The organism is Sphingobacteruim zhuxiongii, assembly GCF_009557615.1.
GTDB lineage: Bacteria > Bacteroidota > Bacteroidia > Sphingobacteriales > Sphingobacteriaceae > Sphingobacterium > Sphingobacterium zhuxiongii.
The window spans coordinates 2,843,522-2,867,305 of record NZ_CP045652.1; the positions used below are offsets into that span (position 1 = coordinate 2,843,522).

Genomic DNA, 23,784 nt, shown 5'->3' on the forward strand with positions numbered 1-23,784 from the left:
TTTAATAGGTTTAGGTTGATTGTATTTATGTTATTGTTTTAAAAATTGAAATATTCTTTTGCGTTATGATAACAGATATCGGAAACTAATTTCCCAACCCAAGGCAAATCGTTAGGTAGCTCGCCGTTCTCAATATCTTCCGCGAAGATATTACATAGTAATCGACGGAAATATTCATGTCTCGGAAAGGATAAGAAACTTCTAGAATCGGTCAACATACCGACCATACAACTCAGAAGTCCCATGTTCGAAAGCGCATTGATCTGTTTGGTCATACCGTCCTTCTGATCTAAGAACCACCATGCTGATCCGAATTGCATCTTCCCACGCACCGAACCATCATTGAAATTCCCAATCATCGTCGCGAAAAGCTCATTATCTGCAGGATTAAGATTGTAGATTATTGTTTTCGCCAATTGATCATTCGAATCCAACTTGTTGAAAAACGCCGACAGCGCCTTTCCTTGCACGAAATCACCAATAGAATCCCATCCGGTATCCGGACCATTCTGTTTCAACATCCGTGCATTATTATTACGCAAGGCTCCTAAATGGAATTGTTGAACCCAACCTTTCTCATGATCCCATTGCGCAAAATACACTAACATCGCAGATTTAAATTTCAAAACCTCCTCGGTAGTCAAGTGCAAACGCTGGCGTATTTTTAAGAAGATATTACTAACCTCGGATTCCGTATAATCAGAGACATAAATTTGCTCTAATCCATGATCAGATATTGTCCCGCCATGTTTAGCAAAATAATCGTGTCTACTTTTTATCGCATCTAAGTAACCTTTAAAGTCACTGATGTTACTATCCGCAACTGATTCTAGCTTATCAATATAGGCATTCAAACTATTTACATCATCCGCCTGCATAGCCTTGTCTGGGCGAAAAGCCGGTAGCATTCGAAAGCTTTGATTTTTTTTAGCGAAGGCTTGATGATATTCTAAATTGTCCAATGGATCATCGGTCGTACAAACGACTTCCACATTCATCTTATTCAGCAATCCATGCACCGAACGGCTGGCATCTTTCAATTGTTCGGTAGTCTGATCAAAAATTCGATCCGCAGAATCCGCGTTCAACTGTTCAGTAATTCCAAAATAACGCTGTAACTCTAAATGTGTCCAATGATATAAGGGATTGCGCATCGTATAAGGAACAGTCTCCGCCCATTTTTTAAATTTTTCACGATCGGAAGCATCACCTGTGATGTATTGCTCGGAAATTCCATGTGTACGCATTGCTCGCCACTTATAGTGATCACCATAAAGCCAAACTTGACTTAAGTTTTCAAATTTCGTATTGTTTGCAATCTGCTCAGGAATTAAGTGATTGTGATAATCAATAATCGGCAAAGAACTTGCGTAATCATGGTAAAGCTTCTTTGCTGTCTCACTCAGCAGCAGGAAATCTTGATCTAAAAATGCTTTCATACTTTTTTCGCTTATAAACTAACACCACGTTTCCATGGAATAAAATCATCTTGATTTAATTGAACTGCTTTCGGTATAATAACACCACTCGCTGCCTGAATACAATATTCCAATATTTCCTCACCCATTTGTTCAATGGTCTTCTCCCCTTCAATCACTGGTCCGGTATTGATATCAATAATATCAGGCATTCGTTTAGCTAAGGCAGTATTTGAAGAAACTTTTATAACTGGACATACAGCATTTCCTGTAGGCGTTCCCAGTCCCGTTGTAAATAAAATCAAAGTAGCCCCCGATGCCGCCTTTCCTGTCGTTGCTTCAACATCATTCCCTGGTGTACAGACTAAACTTAAACCTGGTTTATTTGCAGGTTCCGTATAATCCAATACATCGACGATCGGTGCAGTTCCACCTTTTTTCACGGCTCCCATACTCTTGATCGCATCAGTGATGAGTCCATCGCGAATGTTACCAGGAGATGGATTCATATGGAATCCAGAACCTACTCGCTCTGCCGACTGGCTATAAGCTTGCATCAGGGTAATAAACTTCTTCGCAGCTTCTTCGTCAATTGTTCGATCAATCAAGTTCTGCTCCGCTCCGCATAATTCAGGAAACTCGGCAAGAAGTACTTTCCCTCCTAATGCCACTAATAAATCGGCTGCATAGCCAACTGCTGGATTTGCAGAGATACCGCTAAAACCGTCAGAACCGCCACATTTTACGCCCAACACCAGCTTATCTAAGCTAACCTCCTCCCGCTCAAATTGATTAATGTCCACCAAGCCTTGAAAAGTTTTAGCAATCGCAAGTCTAACCATTTGTTCTTCGGTATAGCCTTCTTGATGTTCAAAACTGAATAGAGGCTTGTTGAAACTTGGATTTCGAGTCTTAATCTCGTCAATAAGTTCATTCAGTTGCAAATTTTGGCAACCAAGACTTAAAATCGTTATTCCCGCAACGTTGGGGTGATCCGCATACGCCGCCAAGAGCTTTCCTAAGATAACTGCGTCCTGTCTGGTACCACCACATCCACCTTGATGCGTTAGGAACTTAATGCCATCGACATTTGGAAATAATCGATGTGTATCAGGTTTCGCTTGAGCAATCGCATCAAAAGAAGAATTCGTCAAGGTCTCCCCTGCAATAAAAGCTTCTTTTAATGCCTGTGTATAATTTCTAAAAGGAGCACTAACCGAATAACCTAATTCGGCATGCATCACTTCTTTAATTAGATCCAAATTCCTGTTCTCGCAGAAAACGGTTGGAATAAACAACCAGTAGTTAGCCGTTCCAACGCGACCATCCGAACGAACATACCCTCTAAAAGTTCGATCTTTAAACTGATCAACGTTAGGAGCTTGCCATTGATAGTCAAAGTGGCGAAAAGCATAACCATCTGTTGCATGTTTCGTGTTCTCCGTACTCATTCGTTCTCCCGAGGCTACATCATACTGAGTCTTTCCAACCAATACGCCATACATCAATATGGATTCGCCAACGGCCATGTCCCGCATAAAAAACTTATGCTTTGCCGGAATATCCTCTTTTAATAAAAATTCTTCCCCTTGAAATATAATCGATTCACCTTTCGCTAAATCCTGTAACGCGACCAACACATTATCTTGTGGGTCCAATTGTATAATTCTTTGTTGCATGTCTTTACTTTTCCTCAAAAGCTTTTAAAAATCCTTTTTGCACAATTGCTTGCTTGTCTTTCTGCACTTGCTCCGCAAATCCAGGAATCTCCATTAAACTACTTCCCCATAGCTCTTTATCCTCCAATAGCTTCACTAAGCCCTCATGCCCTTGCTGATTATATTCGTATAACTTAGCCGCTTGATCATCTTGAAGAACAATACTTGAGCCGTATGCATTTTGTATAAACTGTCCATCTAATTCATGACTACGCATAAATAAAACATAGGCGGCAAAGCCTAAAGTCATACTTGATAATGGACAATTGGACAATATTTTACTCTTTATTAAAAGAGGCACATTGCGCATGCGCATCTTACTTGTATAATTCAACGATATACTCTCCCAGCGATGCGCAAGAAATGGATTTGCAAAACGGTCAATAACCTGACTTGCGAATTCCTTCAACTCTGACTTTTCCAATTCTGGATCGTCCATACAGGAAATAATCTCATCCATTAAACTGGACACAAACCGATTGAAGGATGTATTTTCCATTGCCTCTTTCACTGTTGCAAATCCTGCAATAATCGCGGCAGCACAACTAAACGTGTGTGTACCATTTAGCAGTCTTAATTTTATCTCCTTAAATTTCTTGATTGATGGAACTAAATGCACGGACTTATTAGATCTCGCAAAACTTAATCTATCTAATGTTCGTTGATTTTTTGCGCTAATTGCCCATAGGTAATAAGGCTCGGCCATGATCATTAAAGGATCTTCATATCCCAATCGGGCTTCAGCCACGACCTGTTGACTAGCATTTAATTTCCCAGGAACAATTCGATCAACTAGCGTATCACAAAAATCGTTGGCCATCACTAACCATTGGATAAATGCTTCAGGCAATTCAGAACGCTCCGCAACTTCCAAGACGAACTTCTTCAACATTGACCCATTATTGTCGATCAATTCAGTTGGCAGTATCACCATCCCTTTGTTAGGCGCTCCATCAAAATATTGGTATCTATGGAACAGAAATGCACAAACTTTCCCTGGAAATGATGTGGGTGGATTCTCATCAACAGAATCAGGACTGGATACGATCCCAACTTCCGTTGTATTAGAAATTAACACTTCTAATTCTGGGTTTTCCGCAGACTTCAAGATTTTTTGCCATTGAGTAGCTGCTGCACAAACTCTCGATATACTATTGATTAAAACATATTCATCTTTAATCGTGCCCGCTTCAACGCCATTGACGGCGAGTGTGTACAAATTATCCTGTTTTGCAAAAGAGTCAACCGCTCCTGATCCAGTCGACTGAACAACAAGAATACGTCCTCTAAAATCACCCTGCTGATTTGCCAAATGAACAATATAATCCGGCAGACCACGTAGCAGTACACCGGTTCCAAATTGTATCACCTTTTCCGGAAAATTAAAACTTTCGGCGGAAGGAAGACTTATGCCGTCAACCTTCAACGAACCAATATTGTCCTTATTTAGTAACATAAAATTATTCCCTAATATTCTTAAATTCTATTTTCTTTGTTCATAATTGGTTTCACAAACAATACTTTTTGGTCATAAAAAACAACTTAGATCTATCTTTTAACCCTCGTTAAATCTATCAAAGCGCTCAGATATTATAGAGCCCTTAACCCAAAAGTCGCCTGTCGATAATCCGATTATTTCAGTATTATTTACAGGTGGTTTATGTCCTTTATCGGGTTCAATTTCTTAATAATAACTAGCGAAAACTAGAGAAATACACGCAAACGATGCCGACATCGATTGCGTAACATAGCATGGAATGAAGATTTTATTCTGGATTTCAAATTATGTTCCTATTTCGACTCGATTTATCGAATAATATGCTCCTAACGAGTCAAAAAAACTCATTTATTCAAAAATGCTTAAAAAGTTTATTGACAGAGATGTCGTGAAAGTCTATTTAAAAAGAATTCAGTTGAAGGTTCAAAATAAGGTCAACAAATGGGGTTCTCTACGCTAAAGCCTTTGAGAAAGAAGTGCAATTTCGGAGATGCTCCTATGAAGTATGTAAAATACCATACAAGCAAAACAAGGTAAATACTATTTAGGGGATAAAAAAAGGAAGAGCAAAGGTCTGCGATTCCTTTGCTCTGGAATTGTTAATAGTAAAATAACCATAATCCATCTCTAAGGTAGACATAAATATTAGGATTCGGTAGGAATTGAGACTGTCTACGCAGCATCCTCACTTGCAACCAAAGAATGTAATCCCTGAAATAACTTATTTGATCATCATTCTTAGCGAACAATCTAGTATTTCAACGATTCCAAAGAACGTTGTTGGCTGAAATCAATTAACAGTAAAGGGGATAGAAACTGTAATAGTTAGGCACATTGTAACAGAATAATAATTGCAAACGTGTACATCGTTGAACTCTTTGTCAAATTCTTCTCAAAAGAGCATTTGTATGAACGAATATAGAATATAATAAATAACTTTGTAGTCAACGAGCTACAAATCATCCCTGTAGTCCTACCATTGATTAACACTTTTATTTATGAAAACCTTGCAACATTATTTCATGCGTTTTTCTTTATTCTTAAACCGGATCGCTTTGACGGGCGTTACGGAAGAGGCAAGCTATTTATTACGCAAAGAGATAAAAATGGTGAATGTTATTGCGCTTTCATCGGCGAGTGTATCCTTTATCTATGGAGCGGTCAATATCATGAGACTGCCCATTATAAGCGTAATCAATTTTGTATGCGTTGCTTTGATATTGTACGCGTTTAAGCTCAACAAGCAACAGCGATATCAAGCAGCCAAGAGTTGGATGTTGGTTGTATTTATGTGTTTTTTGGTACTCGTTAACCTTCTTGCACCGAACATTGCAGAGTATTATTTGATCATTGTGCTTACGATTGGACAGCTTATTTTTAAGAATAAAACAACGAAAATTAGCATCCTGATCCTTGTGGCTCTAGCTGTACTTATTCCAAAGTTTTTTCCCTATGATTTATCCTTTATTCCTGAAGTAGCGAAAGAACGACTGCTGATTAATTCAGCTTTAGGCCTTTTGTTCTTATCGGCGTTAGTTATCTATCATCAAACTATCCAAGATAAATACCAAGAATACATCAATGAACAAAGTCTCAAAATCGTAGAACTAAATAACGATCTAAAGCATCTACTTGCTGTAATTGCCCACGACATTCATTCCCCTTTGCAAACAACATCGACGATGGTTCAACTTATCACTGAAGAGAAGTTGGATGCTCAAAGTAAAGAAGAAACCTTACGGCTGATCAACAAGCAGCTGAAAACACTGCGCTCGAACCTGGACAACCTATTGGACTGGAGCCGAATTAACGTAGGGGGAATAGAAACCCAAAAAGCCCATATCTTACTTCGCGAGATTATGAATGATGCGATAGAATCTTTTGCAGCTCGAACGAGCGAAAAAAACATCAGCATGACCAGTCAAATCGATTCGACTACAGGTATTGACGCTGACCCAGTACAAATCAGTGTTATTTTTCGAAATCTATTAGATAATGCAATAAAGTTCAGTAATCCTGGAAGTAGTATCGATGTGTCTGCAAAAACCGAACGCGATCACATAGAAATTAGAGTCAGTGATCAAGGCAAAGGAATGAACGATGAACAGATAAACCATCTCTTTGAAGGCACACGAGAACCAGCCTACGGAACCTTGGGTGAAAAAGGAACTGGCCTCGGACTTCTACTTGTTCAGAAGCTTGTAACGGCTAACAGTGGCCAAATAAAAGTGGAAAGCAAAGAAGAACAGGGAACCTTGTTTCGAATACAATTTCCAAAACCGCAGTTCGTTTAATCGCTACTTTAATTTAACACGAAGTAATCGATCACTTGCTGTCATGTACAAATAATGATCGGCACCAAATGCAATGTTGGCTGTTCGGATACCCGAGCGAATCCTCCCAATAGCGTGACCATGCTTATTGATTACGACAACGCCGTCACCTGCTGCTGCATATACATTTCCTTTTGGATCTACTTTAATTCCATCCGCACGAAGCTTCTCTGAAGGAAAGCTTTTCCCAAAATCGAAGAAAACCGCTCCATCTCCAACAATATTCGCGTTTTCAAGCTCATAAACCATTAGATAAGGCTTTGCATCGTCACTTAGTGCAATATATAACTTCTTACCATCAGGAGACAAAGCAATCCCATTTGGTCTATCCAAATTACTTATAACCTGACTAACACTTTGATCTTTTTTATTGAAACGATAAACGCCATTCTGCTGTATCTCTCGATTTACCGTATCTGTCAAACGAGCAGGCAATCCATAAGGCGGATCTGTGAAAAAATAATACCCTTGCGGGTGTTCGCAAAGATCATTTGGTGAATTAAAACGCTTACCCTCCCAATTGGAAACAACAGCACTCTTTGCTTTACTTGTTAGATCTATCTGAGTAATCCTCCGATTTCCATGGTCACAAGCGATCAAAGTTCCTTCGGCATTGATCAATAGGCCATTGGTCCCGGGTTCATCGCTATACCAAGTTTCACCTTCATAACCGGAGGGCTTTAAAAACGGCCTTAATCCATTCTTTTTGTCCCATTGGAAAATAGTATTCAATCGAGGATCGCTAAATAACAAATATTGCCCCTTCTTGTTCCAAACTGGCCCTTCCGCCCACACCATTCCTTCACCTAAGTTTTCAATTTGAACATCCGTATGGATAATCTTGTTCATGCTCGGATTCAGTATTTCGATTTTCGTTTGTTGTCCAGAAGAATGCAGACTCGAAAATAATAAGAGTGAAGAAAATAAGATTGCTTTCATAAAAGGTTTAGTTCGATTGATCAATCAAAATAGGCATTTTTATCGAGAAGGAAAAACACAATGCACCTAGACGACGTTTCGTACGCAAAATACGGCGCCCGCCTGTGGGGTCTTTTGAAGCTGTGATTCGCTTAAAACAATCCTTGCTGTGGTAATAAATAGATCGTTCATGTTTATTCCCCCGAAAGCACAGGAAGTTACTTGCTTCGCTGGCACATGTATTTCTTGAACGACTATCTTTTGATGTATATCGATTTGAACCACTTTGCCTGCTCCCCAAACAGCAACCCATAGATTTCCATTCGCATCAACGCACATTCCATCAGGCAGACCTTCCTCTTCCGGGAAAGTATAAAGAACTTTCTTATTTGATATCTTACCACTTGCTAAATCGAAATCATATTCAACGACATTATAGGCAAGACTATCAATAAAATAGAATCGATCATTATCTTTGTTCCATCCTAATCCATTGGAACAGGTTACTTCACTAATTTTCGTTTCTACTCTACCGTCTTCGTTTAACATATAAAGCTTGCCCGCCCCCTTTTCGCCATTGACCTCATCCATACTTCCCGCCCAAAAACGACCATATGCATCAAGCTTCCCATCATTAAATCGATTATTTGGCTTATCATATTCCGGATCAACAATGGGAATAAACGTACAACGTTCAAAATCTAACGCAACAAATCCTTGATTACTCGCCGCAATATATTGGCCTAACTTATTTTTTGCCAGTGCAGTGATCTTTAACGAAAATTGATAGCAGGTATGCTCGTCGTTTGAGGCATTCCAAATATGAACCTTTCCTAGTGCTATATCTAACCAAATTAATCTATTGTTTTCTGCTTCCCAAATTGGTCCTTCGCCAAGTTCACAAGAAGAGTCGATTAGTAATTCGGGGGTTAAGATTTTATTTTTCACCAATAAGTATTTTTAGAACTTCCACTATCTACCCCTTACTTAAGCAAATTTGATGTAAAAGAACAAGACAATTACAGTAATTATTCCCCACCAAAGCGTTGGATTTCTAAACCCCCTTTGTAAATATCTATCCTCATCTGACAGTCTTAAGCTACTGCGATTCCATATCAATCCGACAAGTTCTTTTTCTTCTTTTTTCTTTGTGACAAGACTCACTAAAACTGAGGACACCATACAAACCCAGAATACAATTCCAGTTCGATTAAAAAAAGATAATTCTGGATAAGCGAACTCCAGTGCAACTGATAATGGAATTGTTAATAAACCAGCGAACACAGCAGCTGTATGAGTCGTCCCCTTCCACAATATTCCCAACAAAAACATCGTTGCTATTCCAGGAGTAAAATATCCATAGGCGCTCATCAAATAAATGAATATGGGCTTTTCAGAATACAATGCTATTAGACCGGAGCAAATAATCCCTAATACCACAATAACAACACCAGATATCTTACCAAAATTCACTGATTCCCGCTCGGTTGCATTCTTATTCATAAAAGGAATATAAATATCAATAGTCAGAATTGTAGTACATGAATTTATTGCTCCAGAAAGATGAGACATCACTGCAGCGATTAAACCCGCCATCACTAGACCAACGAGTCCTGTTGGTAATAAATTTTCAACTAAGAGCGAAAAGAGAAGATCTGGTTTATCTAAATCCGGAAATAATTTAACCGCAACCAATGCTGGAAATACTATCAGCAAAGGAATTATAAATTTAAGATAATCGCCAAAGATAATACCCATTCTTGCGTGCCATTCATTCTTCGCTGCCAACGTTCTTTGAACGATAAATTGATTAGTAGCATTGTAGAAAATACTTATGCAAAGCAACCCTCCAAGGTACATCGTCCACGGAAAGTCTGGATCATCCGCTGGCATAATTAGCTTCCAATCCTTAGTTGTTTCCAACACTGCAGAAAAACCTCCTGCTGCATCGATAGTCGTATATGAAAGTGCAATCATTCCGATAATCAATACTGCTAATTGAACCATTTCAGTCCATATAACGGCTTTCAACCCTCCCAAAATAGTGTAAATACCGGTCGTTACGGCAAGTATCAATACGCAAGTCCAAATAGGAATACCTAACATGGCTTGCATTGTCAATGCACCTAAATACAGAACTGCGGCAATTTCAACGAAAATATATGTCAAAAGCACCAGAACCGCATAAATTGTTTTTGCACCTGTCCCGAATCGCCTCTGCAAAAACTCTGGCATAGTATAAAATCCATTTCGGAGGTAGAAAGGAAGAAAAATCCATAGCAGTGCATTGAATCCAATCAAGATTGCGCCCCACTCGACAACCATGGCAACGAAGCCACGATCGTATGCAACCCCCATAACACCAACGAGTTGATGGCTACTGATATTTGCGGCAATAATGCTACCACCAACCATCCACCATGGTAACTTATCGCCAGCTAAGAAATAATCCCGCTTGGATTGGCTTGTTTTTCTTGAGGAATAGATACCCAGGCCAACAATTAATAAAATGTAGATTAAAAATATAGCAAAATCGATATACGTAAAGTTAGGACTCATATTTTTTTATTCGTTATTATTCAAGTTAACTATAGCCCGAACTACTCCGGATTCCAATTTTTCCAAGGAACCAGCTTCGAATGGTGTCTGCCAAACAGAGTATGCATCACTTTGATATAACTCTTTTGTTGGTAAGTATCCGATATATCCGTTTACAATATTAATGACCACCACAGGTGTGGGGAAAAATGCGTCTCTTATCTGCTTTTGAAAATGAACATAAGCCTCTGTACACTGGCCAACGATAATAGTTTCGCCAACTTTCCAAATCCACACGGGAAGTTCGAAACTATCGTTATCTCCTAAAATTCTCCTTAATCCAATTTTTCGCCAAAGGCGCTCCTTTTCAACTGAATCGGAGGATTTAGTCCAAAGAGATTGAAGTTCAAGCTCTGAAGGTAAATCTCGAACAGGAAGTTTTACATAAATTATCTGTGGAATTAAAGTTGTTGAAATAGCAACGTCTGTCAAGCCCCAGATCGCTAAAGATGCGCCAGATTCCACGCTTCCTTGAAACGCTAGCGACTTACTTACATCAATGAATTGGTAAATTGTAGACAAGACTGAATACCCCAATTGCCTACCATAATTATCAGCGACATCTACATCACCGACATACTGTATAGCCGGGGCTTGATCTCCTGAAGCTCCCTGTAGAAACATAAGATCCACTCCCACACTATCCTTGATAACTTCCCGCATAGCCCCAATATAATCTGGTGAAATTAGGTGGTTGTCCCAAGCTAGCGTTGTTGGATGACATGCATAATTAACGATCAAGAATTTGACGCGACTTTCCATATCAGTGACGCGTCCAACAAGCAGCGTATTATCTCCTGTAATTTCTGGGTTAAATCCTGTCAAATATCGATTTTCCTCTCCGCAATAGAAATCACGGTTTGTAGCTAAGTCGCAGCTTCCATATCGCCAATCTAATCGTCCACTAAAAGATGTATCTAGAGCAGTTTGTATAGCGGCAATACTTGCTTCCAATAGAAAATCTAAATACGGTTTTATTAATTCCCCACCTTTTTTTTGCGAGTCAGCTAATGATAGACTTGGACCAGAATGGGTATGCGAGAGACAAAACATGAGGTTCGGCAATTCGATATTGAAATGCTTCCTTACACCTGTTCTGATGTAAGCCTCTTCGTCTGGTGTTTTCCACCAACCGAGGTCAGCTGAAATAATAATCGTTGGAGCTGAATGCTCGTTTTCTTGCAACGTTAAACAATTAAGTTCTAAAGGTCGGTGAACGCCCTCACTATACTGAGAATCACCTGCACCCCAATTGCGAGTGTAAATACCGACTTTCGGTGTGATAATCTTTGTAGAGACTCCGATTATGCCTTCAAAAGCATTAGATATAGTTCCTTGTGCTGCTTTGCTTTTCATATTGTAGAGATGAAGCTTGCGTTAAATATTCACGCAATTTCTATCATAATTTAAAATCAGTTCGCTCCAAATATATTGAGGCCCTTAAACATGAATAAGATTTGGTCTACAACTAGGAAACTCGCGAAATTATCCTCGTTGTTATTAAAAATTGGTTCAAAACAGTCAAAAAATTCAACGATATTTTTAACACATCATAATTAACCAGTCTATTCGGTAAAAACAAATATATATAAAATGTATACAAAAACATGTCATTTTTGTAAATAAAAAAGAAAAGAATTTTGAGAACAAAAAAAGCCTAGCAATCGATTCGCTAAGCTTCAAAACAAGTAAAAGTCCCCCTATCCCAAATCCAAGGACTCCAATTCCCCGCGATGCAAATGCGATCTTAAAATCCCCATTGCCTTTTCGAAATCTTTATCTTTTATCGCGCTTAGAATTTCGCGATGTTCTCTATCTGTTTTTTCGTAGTCGTCCATTTGAGAGGCTCTACCTAACTTAAAATGAAAAAGTGGAATATTACTCGACTTATAAATAAGTGTTAGCTTATCATTATCAGCAATATCAAACAAACATTCATGAAACTTTACGTCGGCTTCACAAGCGCCACCATAATATCCGCTAGAAACCATTAAGCTAAAATCTTCACAAATCTTTTCCAACTCCAGGATTTGCTGTTCATTAATCTTCTGACAAGCAAGCTGCAGGGCCCCCAACTCTAAAACCTCACGTAGTTCTCTGATTTGCTTGAGGTCTTCCATGCTCATCGACTTCACGAAATATCCAGATTTCTCACCTTTCACTAATAAACCCTCACCCAGTAAGCGAATCAATGCTTCGCGTATAGCTACACGGCTTACTTCCATCTTCTTTGCCCAAGCATCTTCTTTCAAGCGACTTCCGGGAACCAATTGGTTTGATAATATTTTGCCTCGAATTTCTAGGTAAACTTTTTCTGCTAGTGAATCTTCTTTCATAACGAACTAAATCCTATATACAAATGTATACAATTTCTTAAAATACTCGCATACTTCTGCATCATATCAATTAGGAGTCGTAGATAATTGCTTACTTCCCCTAAAACTGAAGGCAAAGTGCTCAAAAATAAAGGCGGACTTTATTTCTAAAGACCGCCTTTACACGATTAAAACTACTCGTCATCCTTTTGTTTATTCTCGCTTTTCTTCTCTTTTTTATTATGCGTGATATCTTCGCCTTTGAATTCATTTTCTTCATGCTCTCGGCTATCTAGCTTATCCTTATTCTGAAACTGCTTTGCCTGAGTCGCATGATTTACTGGATTGTTTGATCTCCCTTGGTTATTTTGTGTTCCCATCTTCTTTTTCTTTTTCGTTCAACCATTGATGTCAATTCTTAAACAAGCCAAATGAGAAAAATGTTTTAATTTGATAACATCTTGACAGCAAGGATGTGTTTACACAGACCACGCTTACCCTGATGATTCGTAAACCAATCACATGTACAACGACTTTGTTCGCCTTGCAGAATAACCGTATGTTTAACATCGGAACCTGCTACCCTAGCTTCAATATAACCCTCCGTATCCTTTAGAATCTCCACGCCCTGCGTAGCAACAAGTTTCTTAGCATTCTTTAGTCGAGGATTTAAAGCCAAAATACGCTCCATTTTAAACGGTAGTCGACGATAATAGTGCTGCGAATTATGTAGGTCGTAACCTAACAGTCCAACTGAAGAAAGTGAGGCCGTTAAACTGTCCATTGTGCTAAAATCTACGTCATGCTCGATAGAAAGTAAAGTAGGATCGAACATCTCATTTGAATTCAATAGCGAATTAACGCCCAGTACCCACTCATCCGGTACATCTTGAACCATATTCTCCAACACATTACCTTCACCTGAAAAGCCACGAAAACTATCTGGCGATAGAGATAATGTCATGCGCATGGTTTTGAAATCAGCAACGAAGGAGCTACTCTCGCCATCCAACTCTTGGTATACCGTTAAATTATCAATGTATGGAAGAATTCCTTCTAACAGCCGAAGCCTTTGAATCCCGCCAATACGCACCGCCCCTTGACTTGCAACAGGCGTTAAGACAAATCGATTAGCACGCTGGCTCAGGTAAAATGTACCTTTCGTCGCTCCCTTTGGAATACTTTGAAAGAGTTGAACTACCTGTACTTTATTGAGATTAAAGCGTTGCTCCATACCAGCAAGATATAATTGAACAGAGGTCAAACCTTTTATCCAACGTTCCGGTAAGCGCACTTTCTTCTCTACAATTTTTCCTTTACTTGTGCTTATCGAAACCTCCTTACTTCCCACGCCTAAAATCATTTTCTCAGTCTTCTTCACTGCATTTAAGGCGTTTAACATCGGCTCATTGAAATCTACATTCGTTGTTCCACTGGCAAGAAACTCTCCGTCAATTGCATCCTCTAATAAATCTAATCGCGCGTAAACGCCATTGCAGGATGAAAATCCCTCAAAACGAATTTGATCAGTCCCTGCCGAAACAATCGGATCGCGTAAGCTTGGAGGGATAGGTCCAAAACTTGAACGAACGACCTTTGATAGTGTCATCAAACATTTGGCACTCGTTAGCGGATCTGTCAAATTACCCCAAAAAAAACAGGGCACATTATTTATCTCCGTTAGTTCGGCTTGATGTGAAAGAACAAGCTGCTGAATTCCTGATTTTTGGGTCAAAACGGAATTACCAGAATAGGAAATTGCAATATCTGTAGTCGCCATAGGTTTATTTTAATATTTTCTTAAGCAAAGGTTGAAGTGATTTATAGGCTTCAAATTGCTGTATTGATTGTCTTAAATTTTCATTTAATCTTTGTCCACTTTTCTGCTGTAAATCGTAGAATAGCTCAATTACTTTCTTAAAGTTCGTTGGCATTTTATCCTTCAGCACAAGTCCCTGAAGCAGCAGACTTAACAATTGTAAAATAGCATCATTATGCTTCGCTGAGACATCTTTGCTTTGTTCCAAAACCTCAACAAATCGACCGATAGGTCCAAAATCTCCATTCATTAATAATATCAGATGTTTTGATAGAAGATCCAGGGGCAATCTATTCTGTTCAACGGTTTGAAGAAAAACTTCCACGCAAGTTGCGCGAATGATTTTATCTCCATTAAATAGCGCGGTAGCCAAATATAAGGCGGAAGGATCGCGGAAAATATAAAATGGATAGAACATCTGTTCCAGAAGCCCTTTTGTTTGCTTTGTATTCCAAACGGCCATTCTATTAAACGATAAGGCATATAAATAGGCTAAACCATCAGGATTTTGCGGCACTAAACTATAGGCATAGCGAACATCATTCGTGCTCAGTGAATATCCTAAATTATTGTTCCTACCACGATTGAAAATATCCAATGCAAAAAGGAAGGTTTTCGGGTAGTCTTGGAAAGCTGGCAATTCCACATCTAATTCGTTCCCAATCAATACTTCTTCTTGTTTCTTCGTCTGGTAATTATATTGGCTACTATAGACTTCTTTTAATTTCAATTTCGGATCCAAGGGTTTCACAGCGTACACAGCAGAACCAAACACCGTATCTTCGAATGCTGGAAATTCATCCAAGGGATGATTGCTTCTCGCTATAGTTGCATAAACGCCAAGGGCTGCATCTTCCTTATTGTCTTTTCCTACAATCAGCTTGGATAACCATCCTTTCTTTTTAATCGGTATTTCCTTTATCAATCCGAAGGCATAGCTCAATGCGCTAGCGATAAAATCGTCTTTTATCAACTCAATTTTCTTCTCCAAGCCATTGACTCCCTCCCTAACGGTCCGACTTAACGCAATGGAAAAATCGATTAAATTGACTTCAACCGCAGCATCTTGATAAGCTAAAATACGATCGACTAATATATCCGGAGCAATCCAAAAAGGCTTATGGCTAGGTAAACTGAGCGCAACAAGTTGAATCCCATCTTTCCATCTTCTTTGCCATAGCTCCATTAAAGGATTAAGTAAACTTATTAAATGAGATACATTCGCATATTTATTATCATTGAAATATATTTTCGACGGATTATAGTAATGCTCAATAAAGATTGCCGAAAATATTTGACACCAACAGGTATCCGAATAGGTATTTTTTAATTTATTAATATATGGCTCGAGTTGTTTTTTGTAGTCCGACGGAAAATTCGGAAGCTGAAGCGTCCAAGCATTCATTAGAATCTCCATGTCCAATGGATCCTCGCTATGAATAACCTGCCCAACTTGGAACAAGATATCATTCCAATCAATGGGTAATACAACCTCCTCATTCAATTTGGTAGATTCTTCAGGAGCATAAGCATAACTGCTCGAATCTCCACCAGCTAAAGTTGCGAGCAAATCATCCTCGGTATAATAAGTGTCCGTCGTAGACAATGTTATATTCAAATCTTTGCTAATTGCCCCCAGCATCTGTGCACTGTAGAGGTTTAGCTTATCTGATAACTCGTCCGAGTAATTAGCTTGATGTTTCAGGATAAATTTGGCAGCGCGTTCTTGTAGCTGTAAATCTGAAATCATAAATGTGTCGGCAATGAGCAAACTTGCCTGATCTTTAAAGTCAGGATACTCTTTCAGCAATTTATCAATTTGAATAATCAAAGCCTTGATGCCTCCTTTCATATCCGAACGCATAAATACCGGTGGCAGCCAATTAAAGAACTCCTCCCTATCGAAATCTGGATGTCCAATAATGGGCTTAAACAAGTTGATCGCAAAGTTTACAGGCCCCGTATCCTCACTATGTAATAATGGAAAAATTTGATGTTGAGCCTTGATAATCGAATCCTCATCTAATTCAATTTGTAAGATCAAATTTCGAAAAAATGACTTCGTCTGATTATTCCAGTTTTTAGTTTGAATCTCTAAAGAACCATTAACCAGAAACTCCTTATCAATCTTTCCTCGAGATAAGAGCTTAGCAAAAAGGATGTGCCACAGTAGATCATTCGTTTTCTTTGAATAGTCGTAGGAATGGTAAATGTTGTTAATATTCGAGTCGTAATCAAATAGTAAAGGGACATCCCTTGTTATTGCCAATTCGTCTGTAAGGAAGTTTTCAATTAAAGCATCCTTTGCATCTTCTCGCTTTCTGGATGTAAAATTAACAAGCGCGTTCGCATAAATCTCTGGGTTATGCTGCAGTAAGCCTCTATCTTCCCAGAAACGCAAATTACCATAGTCTAGAAACAGCCATTCATTTTTTTGAAATTGCTGTTGCAAATAGTCGCTCAACCAATCCGGCTTCGCCCAATCCACAATATCAAAAACTAAGGGATCTTTGGGTGTGTCAATCAGTTCAACAAACTCCGTCCAGGTGCTCGCGTCAGATAAACTGAAAGTACCTAGCGCTAATAACTTGATCACTCGAATCTGCATCGTGGTACCGCGAAAACCCCAAGAATAGGTGTTGTGCATCTTGTAGGCAGGTTCATTTTTCAGGTCTACATAGGTCATGTAGAATCGCTTCGCGGAACGAATCTCCTTTTTTATCAATTCCAAATTCCCCTTTGCATAGGATTGCAGGAAAGGTAAAACATTGGCTTGCTTACCACTGATGATTAACTCCTTGAGAGCGGCAATTACTTCCTCTTTTTCTTGAGCGGATGCCGATTTTCTCGGCAATGCACCTTCTTTCGCAGGTTGCTTCGCTACGTTGACAGTTCCATCTTCTGAATAACCTTTCTTGGTTTTTTCATTGATCAATTTCTCTGCATCTTTTAAGCAAGCGTCTTCACTGTCAAATGATTTTGTCTTTGATTGCCCGTCGGTACCATTTCGACCATAGGTAACCGTATGACTAGAGCCTGATGTCTGTATTTCCCAAAATTTATCGGAGGTCCCGTCTATATACTTAAGATGTTTAAACATAGATGAATTACGCTTATAATAGTTTCTTAAAATAAAGATTAAATCTTTTAAAGACAAGTTTAAGAGAAGATTTAATAGAAGTTTAACAACAAGATATTTCCAATCGGTAGCAATTAATCGAACAATGATGGGACTCATGTTGTTCAGATCCCTTTCACTTCCCTTTCAACTCCTATTCAAATCCTAATCTTAACCGATCCACAAGGGAAATAAAAGAGTTTAATAAAGACTTGACAATTCTTTAAACCTGACTTAAGCTTCGATCATTAACTTTAATGAAAATAATTTAAATCAACAATAAAATGGCAACCACAAAAAACGGAGTACATGGATTGGTTTCTGGGAAACTCGGGAATGTAATCTACTACGAGCGCAATGGCATTGGATATGTACGTTCGGTCCCTTCGAAACGTATCGAACGTAAGCAGTCTGAAATCGCTCAACTCACACGCTCAAAATTTAAACTGGTACAACAACACGTTATTAATATGCTGCAGTTCATCAAATTTGGTTTTCAGTATGGTACAGGTAATGGAACAGCTTACAATCGTGCAATGTCATATAATTTGCGGAATGCGGTGAAGAGTAATGATAATGGGATTGCGATGGACTGGAATTCGCTCTCTTTCAGCCGAGATATGCCCGACCCGTTAAAACAGGTTTCTTTTAGTTTAGACCGAAGAAAGAAGCTTTTGACGATTCGCTGGCAAATCGATGAAGACGCCTTAGTGCGTATCGAAGGATATGATATGCGTACGTATATTATGATTATCCCGAGCGATTTAGAAAATTGGAATGTACAAGGGTTAAGCGCTGGAAATTCAATTATGGATGGTTATCAACAGATTAGTATCCTGACTTACGATCATAAAATCACTCAGCATCTATATATTGCATTTGCATCCGTCAACTTACCTATTCGTAGTACGAACAGTCGATATGTTGGTGCAGTGGAGATGTAGCATGCGTAGGATTCATCAGTGAATCGTCATAAATAGATTAATAGTTTCGCTTGTTCGTTATAATCTCTCTAAATTAAGCATTTACAATACGCAAATAAACGACGCGTAAGCTTAACGGAACGACCATGACGAAACACTATTACCCCCTGCATTTACATATTGTTAATCAAAATGAGCAGCATGTTGGCGAGCAGGTATACCTAGCCGGGACTTTTAATAACTGGTCGGAGGAGCACCTTTTGCTCGGCACAATTCCCGAGAAAGGAAAAAGGTTAGACTTTATCCTTCCTGAACTGAGAGCTGCGGAGCATGAGTTTAAATTATCGCGCGGTAATTTCAAAACCTTGTTTGCAACGCCTTCAGGACAGCTAGCGCAGACAGTTTGGCTCAATCATTCCAAAGAATCAAACTTAGAAATAACGATTGAGGCATGGCGTGATGATTTTCCTGCGAGCACGGCGGGTAAACAGGTTACGATATTGGATGAACACTTTTACTTTCCGAGTCTAAATGTGCATCGAAAAATCATGATTTACCTGCCAAAGGGATATAGGCAATCAGAACAACGATATCCGGTTCTTTATATGCACGACGGTCAACATTTATTCGATGAAGCAACTTCAGTTGGGCGTTCCGGGCCTGTGGAATGGCAAGTTGATAAGACGATTGATAAATCAGCCCATGAAGCAATCGTTGTCGCGATTTACCATGCTGCAAATTACGAGCTCCGTGCACAAGAATATATGCTGTCGGCGACTGAAGAGATTAAAAACCCTAAAGGCTTACTCTATTTAGAGGATATCGTTCAGGAACTTAAACCATTTATTGATGATCAATACCGAACTTATCCAGACGCAGCAAATACGGCAATTGCGGGGAGTTCCATTGGCGGATTAATTAGCATTTATGCAGGTTTACTATATCCCGATGTATTTGGTACTATAGGCTCATTCTCTCCCTCTATCTGGATGGACGAAGAGGCGCTTTACTTAAAGACTCTAAACAAGTTGTTGAAATATGCAACGGAATATAGTAATCAGACCTTATACTTTTACGTTGGTGGGAAAGAAAAGCGATTTGACAATAAAACAAGTGAAAATGATATGAAGAAAGAACTGGAGAAATACATTGACTTCCTTGCCAAGAATTATAAAGGATCAATTGAGCTGGATATCAATGAGCATGGAAAACATGGCGCTGCATATTGGCAACTAGCCTTTCCTAGATTCTTTGAACATTGGAACCTTAATATGGGGAAAAATATTTAACTGCATTACTACTATTTATTTAGATTAATTATAAATAACTGTTATCTTTGCAGAGAAAATGATTATAAGGGCGAAGATAAAGGAGCATAATGAATGGTTGTTTTGGGAGGAACTCTCAGAAGAAAGTAGTTCTAATCGAGATTTATCTGAGAAAAACATTACGATCAGTAAGTTCCCTATTCAAATTAGCTCCTACCAAATATTAAGTAAAGGTATTTTTATCATTCAAGCGGAAATGACTTTTAGTGAAGCTGGGAGCATTCAAGCAGAGATTGATAGTGAAGCAATTGTCAGTCAATTTATCATCGGCGTAAACCAACACAACAAGCCAACTTTCAGCAAGCATAATATTCGGTACTTGCCCAACATGAATGAAGAGCATGTTGTCCCTGAAAACCAGCGATGCTTGTATATTCTATTGGTCATGACCCCGAACTTCTATCATAACTTAGTTACCATCTACAATCCGCTGCAAGATCAATTTAAGCAGCGTATGACCCAACGGAATGCAGTTTCTATTTTTAATGAGGATTTACCGGCGACGATTGAAATGCTACATACCATCGAAGAACTCGGGAAAATAAAAGACAAAAAAGAGCTAAAACAGATCTTTACGAATGCGAAGGTATTAGAACTTATCATGTATCAATTTGAACAGTTTGGATTAGCTGTTGAGAAAGATATTGAAGAAATCAGGACCGAAGATATTCTAAAGTTAGAAGATGCAAAGAAGATCCTGACTCAACAATTTGTAGATCCACCGACGCAGCGTCAATTGTCGAAAATCGTACTCTTAAATGAGTTTAAGTTACGCAATGGTTTCAAACGATATTTTGGGACTACCATTTATAACTTCATCACCCGCCTGCGCATGGAGGAAGCTAAGCGACTAATCTTAGATGAAGAAAAAAACATGTATGAAATTGCTACCCAAGTAGGTTTCAAACATCAGGCAAGCTTTACGCATGCGTTCAAAAAATATTACGGTATCCTGCCTAGCGACATCTATCGATCAGGACAGGCTAGCCATTAATACAGTATTAAAATGCTGCAAATCGTATTCCATCGGAATCGCTTGAATTTCAGTTCTCAAATTTTTCGGATTAATATGAACTAAACTATCGATACCAAAAATAGTATAGATATGCTGTTGCTTAAAGACTTCGTTTGGACTACCATACCACCATACCCTGCCCGCTTTCATCATCACAACTCGATCACTATATTGCGCGACCATGTTTAAATCGTGTAATACGGCAATCACTGTAAATCCAGCGCTACAGAATGCTTTTGCTATCGCCAGTGTTTGATGTTGATATTGAATATCCATACTCGAAATCGGCTCATCTAAGAGCAATATTCCTTCTTCTACGTCCCATAATTGAGCAAGAACACGCGCTAAATGTACACGTTGTTGTTCTCCTCCTGATAACTCGCGGATAGAGCGTGCTCGAATATGATTCAGGTTACAGATGTTGATGCATTCCTCAAGAATCTTTTTATCGAGGGCAAGCGTCTGTTTCATGTATCTTCCCATAGAAATAACCTCTTCCACAGTAAATGGGATATCCATTAAATTATTCTGATGAAGATACGCTCGGAACGTCGACATTTCCTTCATACTTAGCGCAGTAATATCCTTGCTTTGGATCAGAATCTTCCCACTATTTCCCTTTAGTTCTCCCGCCATTAACTTGAGTAGCGTACTTTTGCCAGCACCGTTTGCTCCGATAATACTGATAAACTCCCCTTTGTCAATAAAAAGATGGAGATCCTTGATAATGGTTCTGTTCTTTACTGCATAATTTAGCCCTTGGATTCGAATCATGATTTATAACTTTCTTTTTTCTTTTAATAATATTCCTAGAAAAACCGGTGCGCCAATTAATGCAGTGATGACACCGATTGGTAATTCTAGTGGTTGAATGACCGTCCGTGCAATTAAGTCTGCTAGGTTTAATACAATTGCCCCGCCGAGGAGAGACGCAGGAAGTAAAAAGCGATTGTCAACTGTTCCGATCAATCGAAGCGTATGTGGAACTAGCAAGCCTACAAAAGCGATGATACCAGCAAAAGCAACAGAAGCGCCGACGGCTAATGTGGAGCAAACAATAATCAATACTTTTAATCGCTTTGTATTTAGTCCCATCATCTCCGCTTGGGACTCCCCTAGTGCAAATAAATTCAACGATTTACCAAAAAACAAAAGAGGTGTGACAGCGATGATGCTGAAAATCGCGAGGATATTTACTGATTCCCAAGTCGCCCCTGCCATACTTCCTAAAGACCAAAAAGTAATATTCCGTAACTGCTGTTCCGTTGCCATGTAACTCATCAAACCGGTGGCTGCACCTGCGAGCGCATTGATCGCAATACCAGCGAGGATCATTGTCGCGATATTCGATTTCCCGTCGACCATCGAAATACGATAGACTATTAAAACCGCTATCGAAGCGCCTATAAATGCCGCAATGGAAATTAAATACAGATTAAAGGCGTTGCCTAGGAACGCGATTAAACTAGCTTCAAATACAATCGTTAGTGCAGCGAAGAAAGAAGCGCCAGCTGATATGCCAACAAGACCAGGTTCAGCAAGTGGATTTCTAAATATCCCTTGTATCGCTGTTCCTGTAATTCCTAATATCGCACCAATGAGGGTGCAGAAAATGATTCGTGGAATACGAATCTCTAATAAGATATTCTTCAGCAGCTCGTCTTCTTCTTTCAAGTTGGAGAATCCCAATGATTTGTATAATAGCATAAAGACTTCTTGAAATGGGATTTTCATGGTGCCAGCTCCTAATGAAAAGACGATCAAACAAAGCAGAGATATCCCCAATACGACATAAATAATACTATACCTCATCCTAAAGTACTAGTTGTTGTAGTTTGGAAATAGCTTCCGGAAGACGAAGGCTATAGTTGTTTAATAAACTCGCATCCATAGATACGATTCTTTTGTTTTTGCCTGCCTTGGTAAGCTTCACTCCTGGCATATTTGCGATACTTTCTGAGCCGCCTAAACTAGAAAGTCCGAAATTAAACATCAAAATGACATCGGGATTTGCTGCGACTAACGCTTCCGTATTATACGTTTTATAACCCGTAAATCCTTTCATTGCATTCTTAAAACCGGCATTTTTAATAACCGCATCAACGGCAGTCTGTTGCCCTGCAACACTCATATGACCGGCACCGCGCGCATAAATAAACAATACTTTCTGCGTAGAATTCTTCGACTTATTCATTAAAGCAGTTAGCTCTTTGCCAAGACTTTGTGCAAGTTGCTGTCCTTTTTCCACTTGATTTACAGATTTAGCAATGTTGAGGATAAAGTTTTGAAGTCCTGTTTTCGAGAAATCTTGTGTGATCAGCGCAAATGGTATTTTAAGTTTCTGAAGTTGAACTTGTACATCCGCCGCTAACTCCCCTTCAAGGGCAAGAACTAAATCCGGTCGAAACGAACTAAGGGATTCAATCGTGACACTTCGATTCTTACTAACTTTCGGCAATTCAGCAATGTACGCGGGATAATCGCTCGTTAAATCAACTGCTACAATTTGCTTCCCCATACCTAATCCATCGAGTACTTCGGTAATCGATCCACTTAGCGAAATAATACGTTTTGGATTGCTTGCTTTAACGGAGATGCTGACAGAAATCAAAGTCAAAATGATCAGAATTGATCGTGATAATGGATAAATTTTCATTGCGTGTTGTGCTAATATTGAACACAAATAGAACACTTATTTAAAATAATTCCAAATAAGCGAACACAACAAAAGATTCGAAAATCACAATACAACAAGGATACAACATTTTTAATAAAACACTAAA

The 23,784-nt window shown here is 39.0% G+C and carries 18 protein-coding genes; 4 read left to right on the plus strand and 14 right to left on the minus strand.

Translation table 11 applies throughout. The features are described 5' to 3' along the window. Positions 1-38: 38 nt before the first annotated feature. From uxaC to GFH32_RS12145, 3 genes are read right to left on the minus strand one after another with little or no spacing between them, the layout of a single operon-like run. Complete coding sequence (uxaC, locus tag GFH32_RS12135; RefSeq protein WP_153511854.1) at positions 39-1,439, minus strand: glucuronate isomerase; 1,401 nt, start codon at positions 1,437-1,439, stop codon at positions 39-41. A gap of 11 nt (positions 1,440-1,450) precedes the next feature. Next, entirely contained in the window at positions 1,451-3,097 is a 1,647-nt protein-coding gene (locus GFH32_RS12140; protein WP_153511855.1) for a UxaA family hydrolase, read from the minus strand. A gap of 4 nt (positions 3,098-3,101) precedes the next feature. Next, positions 3,102-4,592 carry a tagaturonate reductase gene (locus GFH32_RS12145; RefSeq protein WP_153511856.1) on the minus strand — a complete coding sequence of 497 codons (1,491 nt, stop codon included), beginning with the start codon at positions 4,590-4,592 and terminating at the stop codon, positions 3,102-3,104. 1,040 nt (positions 4,593-5,632) lie between these two features. Here GFH32_RS12145 and GFH32_RS12150 point away from each other — a divergent pair. Then, entirely contained in the window at positions 5,633-6,928 is a 1,296-nt protein-coding gene (locus GFH32_RS12150) for a sensor histidine kinase (RefSeq protein WP_153511857.1), read from the plus strand. 3 nt (positions 6,929-6,931) lie between these two features. On the opposite strand, the gene GFH32_RS12155 is transcribed toward GFH32_RS12150, so the two are convergent. The 8 genes from GFH32_RS12155 to GFH32_RS12190 all read right to left on the minus strand — a co-directional run bounded on the left by GFH32_RS12155 (position 6,932) and on the right by GFH32_RS12190 (position 17,855). After that, positions 6,932-7,906, minus strand: coding sequence for an SMP-30/gluconolactonase/LRE family protein (locus tag GFH32_RS12155; RefSeq protein WP_153511858.1), 975 nt, complete (start codon positions 7,904-7,906; stop codon positions 6,932-6,934). 66 nt (positions 7,907-7,972) lie between these two features. After that, positions 7,973-8,833, minus strand: coding sequence for an SMP-30/gluconolactonase/LRE family protein (locus GFH32_RS12160; RefSeq protein WP_160366807.1), 861 nt, complete (start codon positions 8,831-8,833; stop codon positions 7,973-7,975). Positions 8,834-8,872: 39 nt separating this feature from the next. After that, entirely contained in the window at positions 8,873-10,444 is a 1,572-nt protein-coding gene (locus GFH32_RS12165) for an SLC5 family protein (protein WP_153511860.1), read from the minus strand. A gap of 6 nt (positions 10,445-10,450) precedes the next feature. Continuing rightward, positions 10,451-11,839: a hypothetical protein gene (locus tag GFH32_RS12170; protein ID WP_153511861.1), complete on the minus strand. Its 1,389-nt coding sequence runs from the start codon at positions 11,837-11,839 to the stop codon at positions 10,451-10,453. 344 nt (positions 11,840-12,183) lie between these two features. Further along, on the minus strand, positions 12,184-12,819 hold the full coding sequence (locus GFH32_RS12175) for a GntR family transcriptional regulator (RefSeq protein WP_153511862.1): 636 nt from the start codon (positions 12,817-12,819) through the stop codon (positions 12,184-12,186). A 173-nt stretch (positions 12,820-12,992) separates the two neighbouring features. Next, complete coding sequence (locus GFH32_RS12180; RefSeq protein WP_153511863.1) at positions 12,993-13,178, minus strand: hypothetical protein; 186 nt, start codon at positions 13,176-13,178, stop codon at positions 12,993-12,995. A 65-nt stretch (positions 13,179-13,243) separates the two neighbouring features. Continuing rightward, complete coding sequence (locus GFH32_RS12185; protein WP_153511864.1) at positions 13,244-14,578, minus strand: SWIM zinc finger family protein; 1,335 nt, start codon at positions 14,576-14,578, stop codon at positions 13,244-13,246. 4 nt (positions 14,579-14,582) lie between these two features. After that, the gene (locus GFH32_RS12190) at positions 14,583-17,855 is read right to left on the minus strand and encodes a DUF6493 family protein (protein ID WP_153511865.1); all 3,273 of its coding nucleotides are present in this window, start codon (positions 17,853-17,855) and stop codon (positions 14,583-14,585) included. A gap of 164 nt (positions 17,856-18,019) precedes the next feature. Here GFH32_RS12190 and GFH32_RS12195 point away from each other — a divergent pair, with 164 nt between their 5' ends. The 3 genes from GFH32_RS12195 to GFH32_RS12205 all read left to right on the plus strand — a co-directional run bounded on the left by GFH32_RS12195 (position 18,020) and on the right by GFH32_RS12205 (position 20,980). After that, positions 18,020-18,679: a DUF6266 family protein gene (locus GFH32_RS12195; RefSeq protein WP_153511866.1), complete on the plus strand. Its 660-nt coding sequence runs from the start codon at positions 18,020-18,022 to the stop codon at positions 18,677-18,679. Positions 18,680-18,804: 125 nt separating this feature from the next. After that, entirely contained in the window at positions 18,805-19,947 is a 1,143-nt protein-coding gene (locus tag GFH32_RS12200; protein WP_153511867.1) for an alpha/beta hydrolase-fold protein, read from the plus strand. 58 nt (positions 19,948-20,005) lie between these two features. After that, a complete protein-coding gene (locus GFH32_RS12205; protein WP_153511868.1) occupies positions 20,006-20,980 on the plus strand; it encodes a helix-turn-helix transcriptional regulator in 975 nt (324 codons plus the stop codon). On the opposite strand, the gene GFH32_RS12210 is transcribed toward GFH32_RS12205, so the two are convergent. The 3 genes from GFH32_RS12210 to GFH32_RS12220 are packed head-to-tail and all read right to left on the minus strand — an operon-like array spanning position 20,960 to position 23,657. After that, entirely contained in the window at positions 20,960-21,775 is an 816-nt protein-coding gene (locus tag GFH32_RS12210; protein WP_153511869.1) for a heme ABC transporter ATP-binding protein, read from the minus strand. The two genes, GFH32_RS12205 and GFH32_RS12210, sit on opposite strands and share 21 nt — an antisense overlap. A gap of 3 nt (positions 21,776-21,778) precedes the next feature. Beyond that, positions 21,779-22,813, minus strand: coding sequence for a FecCD family ABC transporter permease (locus GFH32_RS12215; protein ID WP_153511870.1), 1,035 nt, complete (start codon positions 22,811-22,813; stop codon positions 21,779-21,781). Between the two features lies 1 nt (position 22,814). Then, a complete protein-coding gene (locus GFH32_RS12220) occupies positions 22,815-23,657 on the minus strand; it encodes a heme/hemin ABC transporter substrate-binding protein (protein ID WP_153511871.1) in 843 nt (280 codons plus the stop codon). Between the last annotated feature and the right edge of the window lie 127 nt (positions 23,658-23,784).